21 protein-coding genes are annotated in these 21,518 nt (G+C 71.7%); 10 read left to right on the top strand and 11 right to left on the bottom strand.

Features of this window, described 5'->3' with window-relative positions; translation table 11 throughout:
- Window positions 1-68: 68 nt before the first annotated feature.
- Window positions 69-1,523 (bottom strand): MFS transporter, encoded by a 1,455-nt coding sequence (locus E1300_RS15285; RefSeq protein ID WP_131757654.1) that lies wholly within the window; start codon window positions 1,521-1,523, stop codon window positions 69-71.
- Between the two features lie 161 nt (window positions 1,524-1,684).
- On the opposite strand from E1300_RS15285, the gene E1300_RS15280 reads away from it, so the two are divergent.
- Window positions 1,685-2,335 carry a TetR/AcrR family transcriptional regulator gene (locus tag E1300_RS15280; RefSeq protein ID WP_131757653.1) on the top strand — a complete coding sequence of 217 codons (651 nt, stop codon included), beginning with the start codon at window positions 1,685-1,687 and terminating at the stop codon, window positions 2,333-2,335.
- A gap of 155 nt (window positions 2,336-2,490) precedes the next feature.
- Here the strand turns inward: E1300_RS15280 and E1300_RS15275 are convergent, their stop codons facing one another.
- The gene (locus E1300_RS15275; protein ID WP_131757652.1) at window positions 2,491-2,868 is read right to left on the bottom strand and encodes a MerR family transcriptional regulator; all 378 of its coding nucleotides are present in this window, start codon (window positions 2,866-2,868) and stop codon (window positions 2,491-2,493) included.
- Window positions 2,869-2,961: 93 nt separating this feature from the next.
- On the opposite strand from E1300_RS15275, the gene E1300_RS15270 reads away from it, so the two are divergent.
- Window positions 2,962-3,702 carry an SDR family NAD(P)-dependent oxidoreductase gene (locus E1300_RS15270; protein WP_131757651.1) on the top strand — a complete coding sequence of 247 codons (741 nt, stop codon included), beginning with the start codon at window positions 2,962-2,964 and terminating at the stop codon, window positions 3,700-3,702.
- A 52-nt stretch (window positions 3,703-3,754) separates the two neighbouring features.
- On the opposite strand, the gene E1300_RS15265 is transcribed toward E1300_RS15270, so the two are convergent.
- The gene (locus E1300_RS15265) at window positions 3,755-4,150 is read right to left on the bottom strand and encodes a winged helix-turn-helix transcriptional regulator (protein WP_131757650.1); all 396 of its coding nucleotides are present in this window, start codon (window positions 4,148-4,150) and stop codon (window positions 3,755-3,757) included.
- Between the two features lie 135 nt (window positions 4,151-4,285).
- Between E1300_RS15265 and E1300_RS15260 the strand changes: the two genes are divergently transcribed.
- A complete protein-coding gene (locus tag E1300_RS15260; RefSeq protein WP_131757649.1) occupies window positions 4,286-4,843 on the top strand; it encodes an SRPBCC domain-containing protein in 558 nt (185 codons plus the stop codon).
- A gap of 187 nt (window positions 4,844-5,030) precedes the next feature.
- Here E1300_RS15260 and E1300_RS15255 read toward each other — a convergent pair whose 3' ends face one another.
- Window positions 5,031-5,765, bottom strand: coding sequence for an SDR family NAD(P)-dependent oxidoreductase (locus tag E1300_RS15255; protein WP_131757648.1), 735 nt, complete (start codon window positions 5,763-5,765; stop codon window positions 5,031-5,033).
- 120 nt (window positions 5,766-5,885) lie between these two features.
- Between E1300_RS15255 and E1300_RS15250 the strand changes: the two genes are divergently transcribed.
- The 3 genes from E1300_RS15250 (at window position 5,886) to E1300_RS15240 (ending at window position 9,609) form a co-directional block, all read left to right on the top strand.
- Window positions 5,886-6,779, top strand: coding sequence for an AraC family transcriptional regulator (locus E1300_RS15250; RefSeq protein ID WP_131757647.1), 894 nt, complete (start codon window positions 5,886-5,888; stop codon window positions 6,777-6,779).
- A gap of 422 nt (window positions 6,780-7,201) precedes the next feature.
- Window positions 7,202-8,095 carry a class I SAM-dependent methyltransferase gene (locus E1300_RS15245; protein WP_207399749.1) on the top strand — a complete coding sequence of 298 codons (894 nt, stop codon included), beginning with the start codon at window positions 7,202-7,204 and terminating at the stop codon, window positions 8,093-8,095.
- Window positions 8,096-8,364: 269 nt separating this feature from the next.
- Complete coding sequence (locus E1300_RS15240; RefSeq protein ID WP_131757646.1) at window positions 8,365-9,609, top strand: MFS transporter; 1,245 nt, start codon at window positions 8,365-8,367, stop codon at window positions 9,607-9,609.
- A gap of 135 nt (window positions 9,610-9,744) precedes the next feature.
- Here the strand turns inward: E1300_RS15240 and E1300_RS51555 are convergent, their stop codons facing one another.
- The gene (locus tag E1300_RS51555) at window positions 9,745-10,110 is read right to left on the bottom strand and encodes a hypothetical protein (protein WP_207399748.1); all 366 of its coding nucleotides are present in this window, start codon (window positions 10,108-10,110) and stop codon (window positions 9,745-9,747) included.
- A 413-nt stretch (window positions 10,111-10,523) separates the two neighbouring features.
- Here E1300_RS51555 and E1300_RS15230 point away from each other — a divergent pair, with 413 nt between their 5' ends.
- The 4 genes from E1300_RS15230 (at window position 10,524) to E1300_RS15215 (ending at window position 15,085) form a co-directional block, all read left to right on the top strand.
- Window positions 10,524-10,847: a hypothetical protein gene (locus E1300_RS15230; protein WP_131757644.1), complete on the top strand. Its 324-nt coding sequence runs from the start codon at window positions 10,524-10,526 to the stop codon at window positions 10,845-10,847.
- A gap of 420 nt (window positions 10,848-11,267) precedes the next feature.
- Window positions 11,268-12,308 carry an AraC-like ligand-binding domain-containing protein gene (locus tag E1300_RS15225; protein WP_207399747.1) on the top strand — a complete coding sequence of 347 codons (1,041 nt, stop codon included), beginning with the start codon at window positions 11,268-11,270 and terminating at the stop codon, window positions 12,306-12,308.
- Between the two features lie 102 nt (window positions 12,309-12,410).
- Complete coding sequence (locus tag E1300_RS15220; RefSeq protein ID WP_165502848.1) at window positions 12,411-13,841, top strand: DJ-1/PfpI family protein; 1,431 nt, start codon at window positions 12,411-12,413, stop codon at window positions 13,839-13,841.
- 5 nt (window positions 13,842-13,846) lie between these two features.
- Complete coding sequence (locus E1300_RS15215) at window positions 13,847-15,085, top strand: flavin-dependent oxidoreductase (RefSeq protein ID WP_242619160.1); 1,239 nt, start codon at window positions 13,847-13,849, stop codon at window positions 15,083-15,085.
- A gap of 269 nt (window positions 15,086-15,354) precedes the next feature.
- Here the strand turns inward: E1300_RS15215 and E1300_RS15210 are convergent, their stop codons facing one another.
- The 6 genes from E1300_RS15210 to E1300_RS15185 all read right to left on the bottom strand — a co-directional run bounded on the left by E1300_RS15210 (window position 15,355) and on the right by E1300_RS15185 (window position 21,517).
- On the bottom strand, window positions 15,355-15,702 hold the full coding sequence (locus E1300_RS15210; RefSeq protein ID WP_131757641.1) for a VOC family protein: 348 nt from the start codon (window positions 15,700-15,702) through the stop codon (window positions 15,355-15,357).
- Between the two features lie 78 nt (window positions 15,703-15,780).
- Window positions 15,781-16,374, bottom strand: coding sequence for an ASCH domain-containing protein (locus E1300_RS15205; RefSeq protein ID WP_131757640.1), 594 nt, complete (start codon window positions 16,372-16,374; stop codon window positions 15,781-15,783).
- Between the two features lie 101 nt (window positions 16,375-16,475).
- Window positions 16,476-17,273 (bottom strand): aminotransferase class IV family protein, encoded by a 798-nt coding sequence (locus E1300_RS15200; RefSeq protein WP_131757639.1) that lies wholly within the window; start codon window positions 17,271-17,273, stop codon window positions 16,476-16,478.
- A 464-nt stretch (window positions 17,274-17,737) separates the two neighbouring features.
- Window positions 17,738-18,043 (bottom strand): hypothetical protein, encoded by a 306-nt coding sequence (locus tag E1300_RS15195; protein ID WP_131757638.1) that lies wholly within the window; start codon window positions 18,041-18,043, stop codon window positions 17,738-17,740.
- Window positions 18,044-18,278: 235 nt separating this feature from the next.
- Window positions 18,279-20,597 carry a CaiB/BaiF CoA-transferase family protein gene (locus E1300_RS15190; protein WP_207399746.1) on the bottom strand — a complete coding sequence of 773 codons (2,319 nt, stop codon included), beginning with the start codon at window positions 20,595-20,597 and terminating at the stop codon, window positions 18,279-18,281.
- Window positions 20,594-21,517, bottom strand: coding sequence for an LLM class flavin-dependent oxidoreductase (locus tag E1300_RS15185; RefSeq protein WP_131757637.1), 924 nt, complete (start codon window positions 21,515-21,517; stop codon window positions 20,594-20,596). The genes E1300_RS15190 and E1300_RS15185 overlap by 4 nt, the downstream gene beginning before the upstream one ends.
- Between the last annotated feature and the right edge of the window lies 1 nt (window position 21,518).

Genomic DNA, 21,518 nt, shown 5'->3' with positions numbered 1-21,518 from the left:
CACGCCAGTCTCGGTGCGCGGCGCGAGCGGCGGCGGAGGTGAGCGCTATCGGCCCCGGCCGCTGTGGTTCAGGTCGGCTCCTCGACGGAGTGGGAGTCGGTGAGCGTGAGCGCACCGCCTGCCGCGATCAGGCCGACGACCACCGCGAGTACAGCGTACGTGATCCGCTCGCCGTGGAAGAAGGACCGCACGAGGTCGCCGCTCCACACGCCCGCGGGCAGCCGGGTGGTGACCAGTGCCGCGATCAGGGTGCCGACGACGGCGGTGCCGACGCTGGTCCCGACCTCCTGGGCGGTGTCGTTGAGGGCGGTGCCGATCGACGTGCGGTTGGCCGGCATCGCGTCGACCAGGGCGATCGCGCAGATCGTCATCACGGTGCGCAGCCCGATCGTCATCACGACCATGGAGACGGCGATGGGGGCGTACCCGTGGTCGACGCCCCAGGCGAGGCCGGCCAGGGCAGCGGCCAGGCAGGCCGCGCCGACCAGGCAGGCGACCCGGTGCCCGAACCGCTTGCCGAGCCATTCCGACAGCGGCGTCGCGACGATCATGGTCACGATGATCGGCAGGTTCGCGAGGCCCGCTCGCACGGGGCTCCATCCGTAGGCGTACTGGAAGTGGAGGATCAGCCCGAACATCACGCCGGCCATCGCGATGGACGTGCCGATCTGGGCGATGGCCGCGCCGCGGACGGTGCCGCTGGAGAAGATGGCGAGGTCGAGCATGGGCGCGGCGCTGCGGCGCTCGTGCCACACGAAGGCGACGCCCGCGGCCACGGCGCCGAGTATCGACGCGACGGTGGCCGCGGAGAGCCAGCCGTGCTCGACGCCGCTGGTCAGGGAGTAGCAGGCCAGGCCGATGGTCAGGACGCTCAGGACGGCGCCCGGCAGGTCGAGCCGGTCCCCGGTCAGGTCCTCGGGCCGGTCGGCGGCCACCCCGAGGCGCACGCCGATGGCCGCGACCAGCGCGATCGGCGCGTTGATCACGAGCAGCCACTCCCAGCGCACGTGGGCGAGGGCCGTGCCGCCCAGCAGCGGGCCGAGGACGAAGCCGGACATGCCGACGACGATCATCAGGGTCATCGCGCGCATGCGCAGCGACTGGTCGTCGAAGAGGCGGAAGACGAGGGAGTTGGTGATGGGCGCCATGGCGGCGGCGGCGATGCCGAGCCCGGCGCGCAGCGCGATGAGCTGCCCCGCGGAGTCGACGGCGACGACGCAGAGGCTGAGCAGCCCGAACGCGGCGAGGCCGACGAGCAGCACGCGCCGTCGCCCGAGCCGGTCGGCGAGCGACCCTGCCGTGAGCAGGAGGCCGCCGAACGTCAGCGAGTAGGCGCCGGTCACCCACTGGAGGGCGGTCGTGCCGCTGCCGAGGTCGCGGCCGATCGTCGGCAGCGCGATCGACAGCAGCGTGTTGTCGACCATCTCGACGAAGAAGGCCAGGCACAGCGCGGCCAGCGGAATCCAGGCCGCGCGCAGCGACGGGTAGGTACGGGTCGAAGCGGGCCCGGTGGTGACGGTCATGGCCGGCCTCCTCTCGGTACGTCATCGATTATCGAACCAGGTTCGATGATAGAACATGGTTCGATAAAGTGGCAAGCTGTGCTTAGATGGGTGCCATGGCACGCCCGCGAACACGCGTCGTCGAAGGTGCTCCCCGGGGGCGCCGGCGCGCGTCGCACTCCATGGAGGCCGTCCTCAACGCGGCCGTGGCCCTGCTGGACGAGGCGGGCGAACCGGCGCTGACGTTCCGCGCCCTCGCCGCCCGGCTCGGCACGGGCGTCGGGACCATCTACTGGTACGTCTCCAACAAGGACGAACTGCTCGACCGGGCCACCGACCACGCGATCGGCGGGGTCCTGGCCGCCGTCGAGGAGCAGCCGGGCACCGACGATCCGATCGCCGACCTGCGCGCGATGGCCGTCACGCTGTTCGACGAGATCGTGGACCGGCCATGGCTGACGGCCTACTTCATGCGCAACACCGACGTCCAGGGCAACTCGTTGCGGCTGTACGAGAAGCTCGGCCAGCAGACCCTCCGCCTCGACCTCACACCGCGGCAGCGCTTCCACGCGGTGTCGGCGATCACGGGCGTTGTCATCGGCACGGCCGCCAACCTGGGCCTGGAGACCCCGCAGGAACTGCTCGACGGCCACGTTGACCGCGACGCGTACCTCGGCCGCTTCGTCGAGCAGTGGCGGTCGCTCGACAGCACCGAATTCCCGTTCGTGCAGCAGATCGCCGACGAATTCGCGGGGCACGACGACAGGGACCAGTTCCTCGCCGCGCTGGAGCTCACTCTGTCAGGCCTCCGCCTCCAGGCCGGACCCAGGTGACCCAGAACCGCGCTGCCGACGCTGCGCCCTCGCGTCTGGCCACCAGCGCGGCACGACCGCCCACGGACGGCAGCCGTAGGCGTCCCGGATCTCCCACGCCTGCTCATAGGCCGTGCTCACCCGCTCGGTGCACCCGAGGGGTCCGGTCCGCGATGTCAGCGGGCGGCCGGTGGCGGGCTCGCGGAGGCCGCGTCGATGACTTCGTCGAGGACGTCGCGTGAGCGGAAGAGGTCGGTGATCAGGCGGTTGATGCGGTCGCGTTCCGCAGCGAGCTCTCCGACGAGCTTCGGGGTGGCGGCCTCGCTCGGCCGGCCGTCGCCGTCTCTCAGGCACGGCAGGAGCTGGGCGATCTTCTTGCTGTTCAGGCCCGCGGCGTAGAGGGTCTGGATGCGCACGACGCGGTCGACCGCCCACTCGCCGTAGTCCCGGTGCCCGCCGGGCGTCCGTTCGGCGCGGAGCAGTCCTTGCGCCTCGTAGTAGCGCAGGGAACGCTCGCTCACTCCGCTGCGCCGGGCCAGCTCACCGATCCGCATCCCGCACCCCGTGAAGACGACTTGAACCTGACACCAATGTGAGCTCCTACCTTGCCGCCATGACGAGCGGATCGTCCAGGGAGGGAAGCAGCGATGAGTGAACTGACCGGCAAGGTGGCGCTGGTGACCGGCGGCAGCCGCGGAATCGGCGCGGCGACGGCGAAGCGGCTGGCCGGCGCGGGGGCGGCGGTCGCGCTGACCTACGTCGAGGCGGCGGACCGAGCGCGGAAGGTCGCCGAGGAGATCGAGGCGGACGGCGGCAGGGCGGCGGTGGTTCAGGCCGACCTGACCCGTCCTGGCGCCGCGGCGGAGGCGGTGGAGCGGACGGTGCGGGAACTGGGTCGCATCGACATCCTGGTGAACAACGCGGGCTTCCTCGCCTACGGTCCGCTGGCGGAGGTGACCGACGAGGAACTGGACCGGGTCCTCGCCGTGGACGTCCGGTCGGTGTTCCTGGCCGCCCGGGCGGCCGCGCGCCACATGGGCGACGGCGGGCGGATCATCAGCATCGGGTCGTGCTTCAACGGGCGCGTTCCCGGCGCGAACTTCGTCCTGCAGGCGACGGCCAAGTCCGCGCTCGTCGGTTTGACCAAGGGGCTCGCGCGGGAGCTGGGGCCGCGCGGGATCACCGCCACCGTCGTCGACCCGGGACCGATCGACACCGACATGAACCCGGCCGGCGGCGAGACCGCCGACTTCCAGCGCTCCCTCACCGCGCTGGGGCGGTACGGCGAGGCCGAGGACGTCGCCGCCGCGGTGGTCTACCTGGCGGGTCCCGGCGGCCGCTACGTGACCGGAACCGCCCTGGCCGTGGACGGCGGGTACACCGCCTGACGATCGTCCGTTCCCGCCCCCGCCCGTTCGCGGGCGGGGGCGGGGGCGTGCGTTAGTCGGCTGCGTCGAAGGCTTCGCGGTTGGCGGCGATGGCGGGCTGGTGGGCCCGCACCCAGAGGACGAGGTGGTCGACGGCCTGCGCGAGCGAGCGGCCGAGCGCGGTGAGCTCGTACTCGACCCGTGGAGGGGCCTCGGGGTAGGCGGTCCGGGTGACCAGGCCGTCGCGGTGCAGCGCGCGCAGGGTGTGGCCGAGCATGCGCTGGGAGATGCCGCTGATCCTCTCGTGCAGGGCGGTGTAGCGCATCGGGCCGGACGCCAGCTCCGTGACGATCAGGACGGTCCACTTGTCGCCGACACGGGCCAGGACGTCGCGGACGAGCCCGATGGTCTCGACGCAGTCGGGCGCGACCCCTCGCGCGGTCAGTTCGGCGCGGAGCGCAGCGTCCATGCTCGTGGGCCTTCCCGGTGTATCGCTTACTTCAAAGTGCGTATCGGCGAGGGGGATTAATACCTGCCGGGCCGCGATTCCTACCGATCGTAAGTGTGGAGGCCCGCTGCGGCGGCCATCGAACGGAGAACGCGGATGAGCGATCAGGACAGCTCACGGGGGCGGTCGGCCGGAGCAGGCGACGTCCGGCACGACACCTTCACGATCGTCCGGCACCTGAACGCGCCCCCGGCCGAGGTCTTCGCCGCCTTCGCCGACACCGAGGTCCGGCGCCGCTGGGCCAAGCTTCCCGGGTCGGGGTCGGCATACCACCACGAGTTCCGCGTCGGTGGCGGCGAGACCGCCCAGGGCACCTTCACCGTTCTGGACGCGCCCCCGGAGCGTCTCGACTACCGGTCGCGCTACCTCGACATCGTGCCGGACCGCCGCATCGTCTACGTCTACGCGTCCACGGTCAACGACGTGCTGCGCTGGACGTCCCTCGTGACGGTCCAGCTGGACGGCGACGCCGGATCGACCGACCTGACCTGGACCGAGCAGGTCGCCTTCCTCACCCGCACCGGCGACGGCTCAGCGGACCTTCCGCACCTGCGCGGCGCCACGGCGCTCCGCCTGAACGGCCTTGCGGTGACACTTCAGCCGACGGAAACGCCCGGTCACCCCACCTCCTTCACCCATCTCCTCGACCGATAGAGCCCGTCACCGGTATCGCCCTCGGCACCACGCACCCGGGGCGCGTGGGCCCGCAGCTGGCGAACTGCAGACGGCACATGAACACGCCGGCGCGGGCGCCGCCGGCTTCGTCGCCGACGGCAGCGATGTCGGCGGCGCGTGGAATCCGGGGTGGCGGTGAGCAGCGGGAGCGGACTTCCGGAGCGGGTCAGAACATTCCGCCGCCGGCGTGGATGGCCTGGCCGGTGATCCAGCGGCTGGCATCGGAGGCGAGGAAGGCGACGACGTCGGCGATGTCGGCGGGCTCGGCGAGCCTGCCGAGCGGGATGTCGGCGGTGATCGCCGAGAGCTGGTCGTCGGGCATCGTGGCCGCGACCGTCTCGGTGCGGGTCGGGCCGGGCCGCACACTGTTCACGGTGACTCCGCGGGCCGCGAGTTCGGTGGCCAGGACGCGGACGAGTTGATCGCCGGCGGCCTTGCTCGCGGCGTACAGGCCCGCGTTCGCGCGCGGAACCACGGCCGCCCCGCTGGAGATGACGATGATCCGGCCCTGGTCGGCCACCTCGCGGGCGGCGGCGCGCAAGGTGGCGAACGTGGCTCGGGTGTTGGCGTCGAAAACCCGCTCGTAGTCGGCGTCGGTCGCCTGGGCCAGCGGCGTGAAGTGAGTGACGGCCGCGCTGTGCACCACGACGGCCGGCGCGCCGAATCGCTGCCGCGCGACCTCGAACAGCCGCTGAACCTGTTCGGGGACAGCGACATCGGCCGGTACCGCCGTCGCGTCGCCGCCTGCGGTGCGGATGGTGGCGACGACAGCCCCGGCTGCCGCCATGTCGGAACGATAGTTGACGACGACACGGGCTCCCTGTGAGCCGAGCCGCTCGGCGACGGCGCGGCCGATGCCGCGGGCGGCGCCGGTGACGACGACGGTCGGAGTGGGTGACATGCGCGATCTCCTCATGATGATCCGGATTGCGTTCGCCCCACCGACGTTATGGGTCGGAGTTGATCCGAACCATGGTCGAATATGCCCGGAACATGCTCGATCGGATCACGGGAGGGTGCGATGGAGAGCGATGTCCTGAGCGACGCGGTGGCCGCGGTGACGACCGCGCCCGCCCTGTCCGTGCACATCCGCGCCCGCGCGCCGTGGGGATTGCGGTTCGGTGGGCGGCGGGGGTTCGGGTTCCATGTGATCGTGCGCGGCGAGTGCCTGCTGCTCCGTCACGGTGCGCGACCGGTGCTGTTGCGCGCCGGGGACGTCGTGCTGATACCGAGCGGGGCGGCGCACACTCTCGCGGACCACGATGCCGCCGAGCCCGTCGATCTCGTCGTGGACCGCCGCGTCGACAGGGTCACCGTCGGCGGTGACGGCGCGGAGACCATCGTGGTGTCCGGGGCGTACCGAATCGAGCAGGGCGTGCGCCACCCGCTGCTCGCCGGCCTGCCCGAGGTCGTGAATCTGTCCGGACGGCGGCGGGATCGCCTCGCCGCGGCCGTCGAGTTGCTCGGCGCCGAGATCCAGGCGCACGAACCGGGCGGAGACGCCATCGTCGGCGCCCTGGTGGACGCGCTGCTCATCTATATCCTGCGCGCCTGGTATGACGGCGATTCCACGGGTTGGATCGCGGCGACGGCCGACCAGGCGATCGGGCACGTCCTGCACCAGATGCACACCCGGCCCGCCGACCCGTGGACCGTGGACCGCCTCGCCGACGAGGTCGGTTTGGCGCGAGCCACGTTCATCCGCCGTTTCACCAGATTGGTCGGCGAACCTCCGCTCACCTACCTCACCCGATGGCGGATGATCACGGCGGCCCGCCTGCTACGCCGGGACCGAGCGCCGCTCGCGGCCGTCGCCCGGCAGGTGGGTTACCGCTCGGAGTTCGCCTTCGCGAAGGCATTCAAACGGGAGTACGGGATCGCGCCGGGGACCTACAGACGAGATCAGCAAGGGTGAATCGACCCGCCAGCCCCAGTCTCGGTTAACTAGCCCCCACGTGACGTCCCGAGGGCGCGGGCCAGCGGGCGGCCCAGTCGCGGATGGGCGACATCAACCACCCCACGGAGTCCACAGACCATCACGACCGCAGCGGCGGCGAACGATTCATGCTACGCCGCGCGGCGGCACCGAACCGGCTGTCAGCGGCCGGAGCAGCACCGCGGCCGGCATCCATCGCGGTCGGCGTGAATCGGTAGTCCGGGCCGGTTCAGCTGTCCGAGCATCCGCACGTCGAGCTCGCCGAAGAACCCCGGATCCGCGCCCAGCACGACCGGTCGTCCTTCGTCCGGCCAAGGCCGCGACATAAACGCGTTACGGCCGTTCTGGACGATCCCGATGGTGAGCAAATCGTGGCGGCTGTGGCCGTCAGGGGGCCTCAGGTGCATCCTGTGGAGTGTGCGGAGTGGGCGCGCGGCGAGGAGGAATGTATGGACGGCGCGCCGAGCAGGACGGCGATGTTCGCGGCCGTGTCGCGTGGACTGTTTCGCCTGGAGACGGTGTCGCCGTGGGTACTGGATGATGTGCTGGCCCTGGTGCTTGTCGGCCCGGTGTGGCGGGAGCTGCAAGACCGGTTCGATCCGCTGTTCCCCGGCCCGGTCCGTCGTGAGTCCCGGACGGCTGTCTGCACCCGCAGCCGGTACGCCGAGGACCGGCTGGCCGCCGGCGCCTTCACGCAGTACGTGATCCTCGGCGCGGGACTCGACTCGTTCGCGTGGCGGCGGCCGGACCTGCTCGGCTCGCTGACGGTGTTCGAGGTTGATCATCCCGCGTCCCAGGCATGGAAGCTGGAGCGGGTCAGGGAGCTCGGCTTGCCGCTCAGCGACTCGCAGGTGTTCGTGCCGGTCGATTTCGAGGCCGAAACGGTTCGGGATGCTCTGGGCGCGGCCGGGTTCGACTGGGCGCAGCCGGCGCTGTTCTGCTGGACGGGTGTCGCTCCCTACCTGACGGCGCGGGCGATCGAGTCGACGTTGCGCACGATCGCGGCGGCCGCTCCCGGGTCCGAGGTGGTGTTCTCCTACCGGGCCGAGGACTGTGCGCTGGACGACGTGGGGACGGAGTTCGCCCGGATCTACACGCCGATCGCGGCTTCCGCCGGCGAGCCTCTTCAGCCCGGCTGGCCGGTGATCGAGATCGAGAGGCTGATCAGCCGGTGCGGGCTGAAGGTCGTGGACCATCCCGCACGTGCGGACCTCCAGCAGCGGTACTTCGCCGGCCGTACCGATGGGCTGCGGCCCTACACCTTCGAGACCCTGGTGGCCGCGCGGGTCACCTGAGCGAACGCCACGTCCGGCGACCTCACCTCTTCAGGGGCTAGGCGGTGAATGGTTGCGGCTGTGAGAAGCACCAGCAACGCCTGGCGCCCTTGCGAGTGGCGATCCCTGTTCTGAAGGTCGTGGAGACCGCCGCCCGGCGGAGACCGCTGTTCGGAATCTACAATGTAAAGGTGGCGGGCTATGGTGGGCGTGATCGAGCGTGTCACATCGATAACCGTCGAGGGTGACGCCGGGCGCGGCGGGCCCCGGGTGCCGTAGCGTCCCGCCCCGTGCCCAGACCCACTCTGCTCGGCGTCCTCAAAGATCCCGCCGTCGCGCCGCTGTTCATAGCGCGCGGGGTCTCCACCACCGGCAACGGGTTCGGGCGGGTCGCGCTCGCCTGGGGCACGCTCCACCTGGGGTACGGGCCCGGCGGGCTGTCGGTCGCGCTCGCCTGCCAGGCCCTGCCGCAACTGCTGCTGGTGCTGGCCGGGGGAGTGGCCGGTGACCGGTTCCCCCGCCGCACCGTCCTGATCAGCGCCGATCTGCTGTCCGCCGTGACCTGGACCGGGCTGGCGGTCTGCTTCACCGCCGGGTCCGCGCCGCTCGCCCTGATCTCCGCGCTCGCGGTCTGCAGCGGCGTGGCCACCGCGATGTTCACCCCGGCCGCCGAGGGCATCGTCGCCGACCTGGTCGCCGGGGACCGGCGCCCGGCCGCCAACGCGGTGTTGCGCCAATCCACGTCCACCGGCCTGATCCTCGGGCTGGCGGTCTCCGGCGTCACCGTGGCCACCGTGGGCCCGGCGTGGGCGGCCGCGGCCAACGCCGTCTCCTTCGCCGCCTCCGCAGTCCTGCTCTCGCGGCTTCGGCTGCCGCCCCGCACCCGCCACAAGGCGCCGCTGGCGGCTGAGCTGCGCCAGGGATGGCGCGAGTTCACCGCCCGGCAGTGGCTGTGGGTCATCACCCTGCAATACACCGCAGTGGTCGCCGCGACCACTGCCTATGCCGGCGTGATCGGCCCGCTGTTCGCCGACCACGGCAACGGCGGCTCGCGAGCCTGGGGCATCATGGCCGGCTGCCAGGCTCTGGGGACCCTGCTCGGCGGCGCCCTGGCCGCCAGGCTCCACCCCGAGCGGCCGATCCTGGTCGCCGTGCTGGCCACCGCCCCCTTGGCCGGCCCGATGCTGTGCGTCGGCCTGGACGTCCCCTGGCCGCTGGTCGCCGCGACGATGCTCGGTGCGGGCGTCTGCCAGACGACCTTCGGAGTGCTGTGGTCCACCACCGTCCAGAACGATGTCCCGGCCGACGCGCTGTCGCGGGTCGCCAGCTGGGACCTGCTCGGCGTGCTCGCCCTGGCCCCGCTCGGGCTCCTGATCGCTGGGCCCCTCACCACCGCGGTCGGCCTCTCGATCACCGCCACCGCGGCCGCCGCTCTCATCCTGGCCGCCACCGCGGCGGCACTGCTGTCCCCCCAGGTCCGGCAGCTCCGCGCGCCGACTCCACAGCAGTCCGCCGCCACGCCGGTATCGGCATGACCGCGCGACCGATCAGCGTCGCCGTGCGGGTCGGCCAGCTGTCGGCTCAAAGCGAGCACCGCGCCAATCTGAAGCCGGTCGAGCGCCGCCCGGGAATTGGTTGGTTGGCGAAGCCTGTGGCCCCTCTGAAACAGCTCATCGAGGGTGGTCGACCTTCAGGCGCAGGCAGGGTTCGAAGATCCACCCCGTGTAGGGGGAGCGGACCCGGATCCAGGTGTTCACCGGGACGGCACCGACGCCGCACGTCCGGGTTCCGGGCTCGGCCCGGGTGGGACGGCAGGATCCGATGATCGTCTGGTGGACGTCGTTGATCGTCTCGAAGCCGCGGTCGGTGTCGAACGTGGGTGTCGGGTGCACCCGGATGATCTCGCCTACGGGCTTGTAGGCGCACTCGGCCAGTTCCGGTGGGCTGGCGGACGTCGGCCGGGGCCGGCCGGACATGGAGATGACCAGCGCCGTCGTTGTGGCGGTCGAGGCGAGTACCGCCACCGCACCGGTCACTACGTATCTCCGCCGGAACGAGACGGACCGGGACGGACGAGGGGAGTGGGTGGAGCCGGGCTGGGATGGGGGCGCCGGGCTCTCGGCTTCAAGGAGGGGAAGGGGCGAGGCGCTGGCGCTGGCGCTGCCATCGCGCGGCGCTGTCCGCGGGACTGTGCGCCGGGCTTCATCGAGCCGGTCCCATGCGTCGCCCCAGAGCCGCAACGTGGCGGGCTCGACGTCCAGGGCCAGGAGGATGGCGTCGTACACCGCCGGTGGAGGCAGCGTGCGGCCACTGAGGTAGTTGTCGAGCGTGCTGCGGGGGACTTCGGTGCCGTGGCGGCGGCGTACCAGGGTGACCAGGTCGGAGAGGGAGAGTCGGTGCTTGCCCCGGCGGCGGCCTCCGGCCCGGCGCAGTAGGTCGAACTCACGTTTTGCGGGTCTCGCGGGCATCCCAGGACGCTCACCGCGGCGCCGCCGCACGTGGCCCGATCCACCACTTCACCTGCAACGGCGGGACGCTGCGCCTGTACCGCAAGCCTCTGCAGACACCACCGGCCTGCGACACCCCGGCACCCACCAACTACGGCATCTGCTTCACCGTCGGTCCCGGCCAGCCCGGCTTCGAGTCCGTCGCCAACCGCAGCGACCGGGACCTGATCTTCTTCCCCGCCATCAACTGCTCCGGCCAGGGCAAGGTGGTCCCGAAGTACCACACCAACGCGGAGCTGCTCATCTACTCCTTCGCCCGCAGTTGACCCTCAGGGCGTCTTCCACGCCGGCACCCGGAGAACGCCCGGGTGAGCGACTCACCGGAGTCCCGGAAATCCCCGCCCCTGCGGTGGTATGACCCGGTGCTCCACACGCCGCAGGGCGCCGGCCCATCACCTGGCGCTCTGCGGCCCCGTCGTGCGGGCCCGTCCAAAAACGGTGGCGAGCTGGACGTGGCACAACCGCCGGAAGGCAGGTGTCAGCCCCGCCGCCGCAGCACTCGGGACGCGCGCGTGGGAACGGTTCTCGTGAAGCGCCCGCAGCCCGCGCACCTATGGCGCCGTTATGGAGGACGGTGCGTTCGGGCTTCGGCGGGCGGGTGTGCAAAGCGGAGCCGCAGGATCGTCACGTCCGACGTCTCGCCGGTGAGCCCGGGAGCGTGAGGGTTGCGTTCGCGGTGCGGCCGGGTGATCCTGGTTCGGCCCCGCGCCGACGACACACGTGAGTGGGGCATGGAAACGATCAGAACCGCCGACGTTCCGGCGAAAGAGCGATTCGCCTTCTGGCATGAGCTGAACGGCAAGTTATGGGCGCCCTATGACCTGCGCTGCGATCCGGGGCTGGAGCACCGGTTCCAGGCACAGGTCGGGATCAGCGACTTCGGTCCGGTGCAGGCGACGCTGATCACCACGATGCCGCACACGATCCTCCGCACGCCCAAGCTCATCCGCCAGTCCGATCCCGAGGTGTTCAAGCTGGGCTGCATCGTGCGCGGCGGCGGCATGAAGGAGCAGGACGGCGGGCGTGTGGATCTGGTCGTCGGGGACCTGATGCTGTACGACACGTCGCGGCCCTACCTGAGCGAGTTCGCTCCGGACGTCCCGGAGAGCCGGGTACTGCTGCTGCGGTTCCCGCGCACGCTGCTGCCGTTGCCGGAGAAGGACCTGCGGCGGCTGAGCACGGTCCGCATCCCGGGCGACCGGGGCGTCGGTGCGCTGTCCTCGCAGTTCATGCTGCAACTGGCCCGGCACCTGGACGAGCTCAGCGCGGCCGAGACCATCCGGCTGTCCACGCTGGCCGTCGACGTGCTGACCGCGGCGCTGGGCGACGCGCTGGACGTTCCGAGCGCTGTGCCCTGTCCGACGAGACGGCGAGCGCTGACGGCGCGGATCCACGTCTTCATCCAGAAGAACCTGGGCGACGCGGATCTGACTCCTCCCGCCATCGCCGCGGCTCACCACATCTCCCTGCGCTACCTGCACAAGCTGTTCCAGCAGGACGGGCACACCGTCGCCGGCTGGATCCGCGAGCGCCGCCTGGAGTCGTGCCATCGCGATCTGGCCGATCCCGGCCTGGCGGAGCAGCCGATCAACGCGATCGCGGCTCGCTGGGGGTTCACCGATTCCGCGCACTTCAGCCGGGCCTTCCGCACCGCTTATGGCCTTTCGCCGCGCCAGTTCCGCCACGAATGCGCGACAGTGCGCCCAGGCGCAACAGGAGTGCGCTGAGAGGCAACGACAGTGCCGGCCGCGGCCTGCACGCTCGTGGGAGCACGGCCGAGCTGCGGCCGGTCCCTAGGAGCGGGGTCAATGCGGACAGGTGACGTCGTGATGAAGGTACGGGGCGCGCGCGTCCTGCGGGTTCTCGGCCGCGGATTGATCGTCCTCGTGGCCTTCCTCCTCGTCCCGAGCGTTGAGTTCCTCATCAGCGCACGGAGTTTCGCCTCCTACCGGTACGTGCCACCGGACGTCGGGCGCCTCCCCGCCGTGGCTCCGCCCGCGCATGTTCCGGGCAAGCCCACCGTCGCGATCGTGGTGGGCAACGCAGGTGCCAACGTGGCCGACACGCTCGTCCCCTACGACGTCCTGGCGAGCACGGGGAAGTTCAACGTCTACACGGTCGCGCCCGAGCGCCGTCCCGTGCCGCTGCTCGGAGGACTGGACCTGGTCCCGGACCTGGACTTCGCGCAACTGGACCGGCGGCTGGGCGGCGAAGCGCCGGACGTCACCGTGGTGCCGGAGATGCCGTCCGACGAGGACAGCGATCGGCGCGTCGTCGCCTGGCTGCGAAGTACCGCGAGCCGGGGACTGGTGCTGAGCGTGTGCACCGGAGCCCGGCTGGTCGCCGACGCCGGTCTCTTCGACGGCCGCGAGGCCACCACGCACTGGTACCGGCTCGCCGGCCTGCGGCGGGCGCATCCCGCGGTGCGCTGGCGGCGCGGGGTCCGCTACCTCGACGACGGAAACGTGATCTCCACGGGCGGGCTGCTGTCCTCGGTGGACGGGTCGCTGCGCGTGATCGAGCGGCTGGCCGGCCCGGACACCGCCGCCGCGGCCGCTCGGGCCGCCGGGTGGCGTCACTACTCTCCCGGCGCGCCCGCGCGCATGCCCGAGTCGCGGCTGTCCCCGTCCAACGCGATCGTGCACATACTGAACCTCGGATACCGCTCGGACACCAGCACGATCGGGGTGGTGCTCACCGGCGGCGTCGGCGAACTGGAACTCGCCTCGGTGTTCAGCCCGTACGGCGAGGTCAAGGCCGCCCGGACGGTCGCGATCGCGTCCACGGCCACCGTGCGCTCACGGCACGGGCTGACCTTCCTGCCACGGAGACGGCTCGCCGACACAGGAGACGACGTCGACCGCCTGATGGTCCCGGGCACGGCCGCCGCGGCGAACCCCGACGCCGGGATCGCGGCCGCCGCCCGCCGCGCCGGCGTCCCGCTGGAGTACCCGCACCGGCAGCCGGGCTTCGCGTTCGACCCGGTGCTCGGCTCCCTGGCCCGCACGTTCGACAGGCCCACGGCCCGGTGGACCCGCAAGATCCTGGAGTACCCCGACGCCGGACGCGGCCCGTCCGGCCCGGCGTGGCCGTGGGCGCCCACCCTGCGTCTCGTGCTCTCCGGCCTGGTCGGCGTGGCCGCTCTGGCCATCGTCCGCGTCATCGCACAGCTGATCAGGACCCGTTCGCTCCGTCCGAGAACCGCGGACGGCCGGGTCGATGGCTCGCCGGGCGACGGCGACGAGGAGGCGAAGTCGTGAAAGTCATGATCGTCGGAGCCGGGATCGGCGGGCTGTTCACCGCGCTGCGCCTGCACGCCGTGAACATCGGCTGCGTGCTCTACGAGCGCGGCGAGCGGATCCGGGAGCTCGGTGTGGGGATCAACGCGCTGCCGTTCGCGGTCCGGGAACTGGACGCGGTGGGCCTGCTGGACGGCCTGGACGAGATCGGGGTGCGCACCGGCGAGCTGGTCTACACCCACCGGCTGGGACAGGAGATCATGCGCAGGCCCTGCGGGATGGCCGCCGGGTTCGCGCACCCGCAGATCAGCGTGCATCGCGGCCGGCTCCAGGGCCTGCTCCACCGCGCGGTGGTGGAGCGGCTCGGCGCGGACGCGGTGCGCACCGGTCACCGCCTGACCGGCTTCGAGCAGGACGCCGACGCCGTGACCGCCTGGTTCGCCGACGGCTCGCACGCACGCGCGGACGTCCTGGTGGGCGCCGACGGCATCCACTCGGTCACCCGGTCGACCCTGTTCCCCGAGGAGGGTCCACCGCGCTGGAGCGGCATGATGACCTGGCGCGGCGCCACCGACCTGCCCGCGTTCGGCACCGGCCGGACCATGGTGATCGCCGGCGGGAACACCGCCAAACTGGTCGTGTACCCGATCGCGGCGGGCGCGGAGCCGGGCACCAGGCTGACCAACTGGGCGATGGGCATCGCGACCGGCCGTCCCGGCGACCCGCCGCCCGACGAGCAGGACTGGACGCGTCCGGCGGACCCGGCGGCCCTGGCCGCGCACGTCAAGCGCTTCACCTGCGAGATGTTCGACCACGCCGCGATGATCGAGTCGACCCGGGACCGGTTCGAGTTCCCCATGTGCGACCGCGATCCCCTCCCGTACTGGACGCGCGGCCGGGTCACCCTGCTGGGCGACGCCGCCCACCCCATGTACCCGATGGGCTCCAACGGCGCCGGCCAGGCCATCCTGGACGCGGTGAACCTGAGCGCCCACCTGGCCGCCCACACCGACCCCGCCCAGGCCCTGCTCGCGTACCAGCGCGACCGCCTGCCCGCCACCACCGAGATCGTCCTCCGCAACCGGCTCGGCGGCCCGGAACAGGTCATCGAGGAGGTCGAGCGCCGGGCTCCGGATGGCTTCGACCGCATCGAGGACGTGATCACCCCCGCCGAACTGGAGGCCGTCGTGGCCAGTTACACCCAGGTCTCCGGAGGCGACCGCGACCGAGCGGACCGGCCGACCACCGGTCACACGCACGCTTAGGCGGGCAGGAGCAGTCCAGTGCCTTCAGCACCCACGGCGGGACCAGCAACCCGCCGAGCGCTGCGGGCGCGAAGAACGCCAACCGGACCCCTTCGGTGAGCGGCAGCGACGCCGGGTCGCCGTCCCAGTGGCCGCAGAAGACCACCGTCCGTTCACCGTCAGGGCGGTGCGGGAACTCGGGACCTTCTCGACTGTAGGCAGGATGCCAAGGTAAGGGGGTTGGGGGCTAGGGCGCGTCACCCCAGTTCGGCTGGATCCCACGGGCCGGGTCAGCGGTGGCCGACGACGTTCACCACCGTGCCGTCCGGGTCGCGGACGAAGAAGCGGCGCACGCCCCACTCCTCGTCGGAGAGCGGATGGACGATCTCGGCGCCGGTCGCGCGCACCGCCTCGTAGACGGCGTCCACGTCCTCGACCTCGACGCTGATGTCCGGATTCACCGGGGCCGACGCGTCCTGGGTCATGAGAATGACCTGGGCGGTCGGATTGGACGGGGAGACCAGGTTGACCACCCAGCCCAGGTTCATCTCCTCGCGGAAGCCCAGAAGCCGGTAGAACCGGCTGCTGGCCGCCTGGTCGGCAGTCGTGATGTCCGGCACGGCACGGCGGATCGTCATGGGGCGGACCCTACAGCTCGAATCCACCGCCGCACTGGCCTGTAACTCAGGCGCATCACGTGACCGCGTCCCGATGGATCATCCGGTCAGGGACCGTAGGTAGGCCATGAGGGCCTCGCCGCGTGGGGAGAGGCGGTAACCGGTCTCCAGGCTCTCGGTGAGCCCGAGGGCCTTGAGGCGGCGGACGTCGGCCTTGAAAGGAAGCCTGTCGCGGTCCAGGCGTTCGGCCAGGTCCAGGGCGCGCAGGCCGGGGTGCTCCTCGATGAGGCGGAGGACCTCGCGGGTCCAGGGGCCGCGGCGGCTGCGGGTGTCGATGGCGTCCAAGGCGGCCTTGAGGCCGGCCAGCTCCTCATCGGTCAGATCGGCGTTCCCGGCGAGCTCCGACCGGGGGTCGGGGCCGCCCAGATGGAGCATGACGCGATGGTAGCCGCCCTGCTTGCGGCTCTTGGACAGGGCGGTGAGCAGCGCCGCGCGGTCCGCGAAACCCGAACGGAGGGCGTCCTCCTCGGTGATCTCCTCGGGAGTGACGGCCGTGACCGCGTCGATGACGATGATCCCCGCCCAGGTGCGTTGAGTGCTCCCAGTGCGCACCGGGGGCTTGGCCCACACCCGGAACACCCGATCGATCCGCCCGCCCGCGATCCCCTCAAGGACCTCCCGCCTGAACAGCATCGTCCCCTCCCCGGTGCTTCTCCGGCAATCCTCTCCGGAAGTATCCAGGGAAGGCCAGCTGAGAGTGCACGACGTTGTCGAACCCGCGCCCGCGAACACACCTAGGGCTCGGTGAGCGGTTCGGCCTGATGGGCCTGGTGGAGCAGGTCGAGGAAGCGGGGCGCTTCGGGGACGGGCGCCGACCCGATCCGGTGGACAGCGACGCCCGGCGTCCAGGAGTTCATGACCGCCGCGCCGGCCATCGCCGGCACGTCGGCGGGTGCAATCTCCTGGACGCGCTGGGGGACGCCGAGCCGGTCGAGCTGCCTGCGGACGATGCCCATCATGGTGCCGGCCAGCATCGCGGCGTCGGGCCACACCACGGCGTCGCCGTCCCAGAAGGCCAGGTTCCAGATCGTGGCCTCGCTGATCCGACCGCGGCGGTCGACGAACGCGGCGTCGTCGAAGCCGTCCCGGACGGCCCGCCGCATGAGGTAGGTCTTGGCGACCTCACCGACGTGCTTCACCGCGGGCAGGAACCGTTCGTACTCGACCGCGGCCAGGGCCAGCGGCCCCGCCGGGCCGGACGCGGGCGGTCCGGTGCGGATCAAGATTTCGGGCTCCGCGGTCTCGTCCGCGGTGAACTGCCCCGAGGCCACGTACACGGTGGCGGTCAGCGAGACGTCCGCGGGACCGGCCTCCAGCGCGGTCCGCAGGAAGGACCGCACCCGGTCGTCGGGCAGCGTCCGGCCGAACAGCTCCGCCGACGCGGACCGCAGCCGTTCCAGATGCAGGTCAAGGCCCCGGATCCGGCCTCCGCGTACCTGCATGGCGGTGAAGTGGGCGTACCCGGCGAAGGCGAGCGGCGCAAGTTCCGCGATGGTCACCGGCTGCCCGTCGCGGTGAACGAGTGTGGTCATCCATGTCCCCAGCGTCACGAAATGATCGTTTCCGGACGACGTTAACCCTTCACACCGATGAGAAGGTCAACCCGGGAACCGACAGCCCTGGACGACCGCATCGCGGACCTCCAGTCGAGTTCGCTGCGCGCTGCGACAATGACAACTTGGGAAAGCCTCTCCGGATCGGAACCCTCGCCCGCCTCCAGCCCTCCTCGTTCCTTAATTGGATGAGTTCGCGGGCGCCTGGGCCGCGCCGGTGAGGTGGGACACGGTGTCGCCTGGACCATGGAGCGGTCCTCTGCGGCGTGACAAGGCATGTGTGTCGATCTAAAGCGACATCCCGTCTCAACGTTGGTGAACGCCCTTGGGCTGACGATGAAAGTCGCCGTTTCGTGTAGTGAACCGGTGGCAGCGAGCCTGAAGTGCTGATCGCTGGCAGGAAGGGACGGGGCCGGCCCTGATCTGGGCCCGGCCTTTTTTGGTTAGTCTTCGCCGTTGTAGGCGCGCAGTTCGCGGCGTGCCTGGCGGCGGCTGCGGCGGCGGTCGTCGCGCCGGAAGCGGTACCACTCCCGGCCACCGGTGAGGCTGCCGCAGTCGAACAGGAAGTGGTCGGTGGCGCCCCAATAGCAGCCGCTCGTCCCGCGGCGGTTCATGGACGCGCTTTCAGCGGTGATCTCCTGCGGCAGCGTGCAGGGCCCGAAACGGTGGTCATGCACGGGCCGGCAGTTCACCATCGGCGCTTCGGCCATACCCACCCACCAGGGCCGGGTCTTGTCGGTCTTGCTCATACGGTCACCTTTCGGCTCCGCGACGCCCCGGGCTGGGGCTGTCACAAGACCGGATGCACCGTGATCACCTCCACTTCACGCGCGCATCTGTCGGGACCGAAAGCCCAAGAATCTGATCTCGACCTTACCTCGGCGCTCAGCAGCGGGACGGACGCGCCTATGAGACCGGCGTCCGCCTGCACTTGGCCAGCGGAGAGATCCACGAGTGCGAGGTGTCTACGTGTCGGTGGTGGCGTCATTCGAGGACGGCGTTGGCTCGCAGTGCCGCTTGTTCGGTCTCGTCCAGGGCGAGGAGGTCGGTGAGGAGTTCGGTGGTGTGCTCGCCTAGGCGGGGTGCCGGTGTGTGGATGCTGCCCGGTGTGCGGGTGAGCCGCGCCGGGAGTCCTTCGTGCAGGAAAGTGCCCGCTGCCGGGTGGGTGAGCGGCACGTAGAACTCCCAGGCGCGCAGTGCGGCGTCGTGTTCGACGAGCGTGCGGCCGTCGCGTACCGGGTAGGCGGGGATGTTGTTGCGCTGGAGGGTTTCCGCGACGGCCTCGGCGGGCTGAGATCGCGTCCAGGCGGCGATGTGGGCCTCCAGGATGGATTCGTTCGCCTTGCGTCCGGCCAGGGTTGCCCAGTTCGGGTCGTCGGGCAGGTCGGCGACGGCCGCCAGGCGGGCGTACTCCTCGTCCGTCCGGACCGCGACGGCGATCCAGGTGCCGTCGCCGAGGCAGGGGAACACCCCGTGCGGAGCCATCCGCGGATGGCGGTTGCCGAGCGGCTCGACGGTCTCGCCGCGGTCGGCGCGCAGGATCGCGTCGCCCAGGTGCGCGGCGGCGGTCTCCAGCTGGGACATGTCGACGTGCTGCCCGGCGCCGGTGCGGTCGCGGACGGCGAGGGCGGCCAGCGCGGCCAGGGCGGCGTGATGGCCGGCGATGATGTCGGCGAGGCCGTAGACCACCCCGACGGGCCGCTCGCCCGGCTCTCCCGTGAGCGCCGTCCAGCCGGACAGCGCCGAGACCGCGTCGGCGTAGGAGACGTAGTCGCGCCAGGGGCCGGTGTGGCCCATGCCCGACATGCTCACGACGATGATGTCCTCGCGGACCCGGCGCAGCCGGTCGTAGCCGAGTTCGAGCCGGTCGAGCACGCCGGCCGCGAAGTTCTCCACGACGACGTCGCAGTGCGCGGCGAGCCGGAGCGCGAGGTCGCGGCCCTCCCGCGTGCGCAGGTTGACGGTGATGCTCTTCTTGTTCCGGTTGACGTTGTTGAAGTAGCCGCTGGTGTCGGGGTCGGTCTCGCCGGACCGGGAGAGGTGGAACCCGGGGGCGAAGCGGGTCGGGTCGGGCCGGTGCCGCGATTCGATCTTGATGACCTCCGCGCCGTGGTCGGCGAGGGTCTTGGTCGCGTACGGTCCGGCGAGCACCCAGGTGAGGTCGAGGACCCGGATCCCGTCGAGGGCCCCTTGCCGTGGCGGGGCCGGTGCGGCGTTCCGCAGCCGCCGGGGTTCGGCCGGGGCGGGCCGTGCTCGTTCGGTGGTCGCGGCGTGCTCGCCCGGTTCGGGGACGCGCAGTGGGGCCGGTGGGGCCGCTCCGCCGACGCGGGCCGCGAAGCCCACGTCGCGCGCCGGTCCTTCGGGCGTCATGACGTCGGCGAAGAAGCCGCGGTCGACCAGTTGGGCGTTGCCGGCCAGTTCCTCCGGGCGCAGCACCGCGGCCCAGGGGAGCCGCCGCGCCTGTCCCTCGTGGAAGAGCTGGTCGCGTTTCATCTCGCGGACGATGCCGGCGAGCCGGTCGAAGATCTCCTCGCGGTGCCGGGCCCGGTACACCGGGTCCTGCCATCGCTCGTCGGTCAGGTCGCCGGCCGTGCCGTTCTCGGTGAGCCAGGCGAGCGTGGCGTCCCACATCCGCGGGCTGCCGCCCAGGCCGCCGGCGATGAGGCCGTCCGCCGTGGCGAACAGCGTGTGCGGGGCCAGCGGGTGGGTGCTGCCCGTCCGCTCCGGGACCCGGCCGGTGTGGATGTAGGTGATCGCGCCGAACTCCAGGCTCGCCGCGACCGAGGCCTGCCCGGAGACGACCACGCGCTGCCCGCCGTCCGCTCGTGCGGCGATCAGGGTCGCGATCGCGGCGTTCAGCCCGGCGAGCTGGTCGGCCTGCTCGCCGTACGGGCGCAGCGGCGGGCGGCCGGGCCGGCCGATCAGCGCGAGCATGCCGCCCGCGGCGGCGACGGTGAGGTCGGTCGCGGCCCAGCCGGCAGCCGGACCCGCGTCCCCGTACGGCGCCAGCACGACGTGGACGACCCCGTCTCCGGCGGCTTCCGCCAGGTCGGCGGCGACCCGTGCGAGCGGACCGCCCCATGTGCCGTCGAGGATGACGTCGCACTGGGGCGCGAGCGCGAGCGCGTCCTTCGGTAGGGCGGAGGACTTCCCGGCCGTCCGGTGCGCGAAGCCGGCGGGGTCCGTTCGGCGGGCCGCGACGCCCTCGGGCGGCTCGACGACCGTCACCTCCGCGCCGAGGCCGACGAGCATGCGCCCGGCGTCCGGCGCGGCGTAGTCGCCTATCTCCAGGACACGGATCACGCGAGCACCTTTCCGAGCGATTCCATCAGTTCGTGGGGGAGGGTGTAGGAGCCGACGTGCTGGAGCAGGACGCCGGTGACGCCCAGCCCTTCCAGGACGGTCATCCGGTCGGCGATCCGTTCCACGGAGCCGTACAGGCAGAACTCCTCGGCGAACCGGACGGCGTCGGCGTCGCTCACCCATGCGGAGCAGACCTCGACGGCGTGCTCCCAGTCCGCCGCGTGCAGCAGGTCGGGACGGACCTCGGGCACCTGCCGCGGGACGCGCACCTCGATGCCCGCGGCGGCAAGGGCGGCGCCGCCGCCTTTCTGGGCCAGCGCCGCGCACACCGGCTTCAGTGCGGGCGCGTCCCGTTCGAGGTCGTCGGTGACGCGGCAGAACGCGGAGACCGTCACCTCGGGCGACGTGCCGTGCCGGCGGACGATGCTCAGCGCGTCCTGGACGCGGGACGCCGAGGCCCCCGCGAGCAGGATCACGCCGTCGCCGAGCTCGCCGCCGAGCGCGAGGTTGCGCGGTCCGCTCGCCGCGACGTGGACGGCAATTCCCGGCATCGTGGCGCGGAGCCCGAGCACGCCCGCGCGCAGCTCCGCGGTGGTGGACGAGCGGAGCCCGACGGGCTCGACGGAGCTGTTGCCGACGCCGACTCCCAGCACGAAGCGGCCCGGGGCGAGTTCGGCGATGGTCCGCGCGGCGGCGGCGACGACGCTGGGATGGCGGGTCACCAGGTTGGTGACGGCCGTGCCGAGGCGAATCCGTTCGGTGCGCAGGGCCGCGCAGGCGAGTGCGGCGTAGGCGTCGCGCCACAGCGTCTGGGAGTCGGGCACCCAGACGTCGTCGAAGCCGAGCTCCTCGGCTCGCCGTGCGGCCTCGGCCACCTCGCCGACGGGGCGGCAGGGCGGCAGGCGGATCCCGATGCGCACG

The organism is Actinomadura fibrosa (assembly GCF_900659615.1).
GTDB lineage: Bacteria > Actinomycetota > Actinomycetes > Streptosporangiales > Streptosporangiaceae > Spirillospora > Spirillospora fibrosa.
Note: the sequence above shows the minus strand (reverse complement) of the source record. Positions and strands in the feature narration are given on the sequence as shown.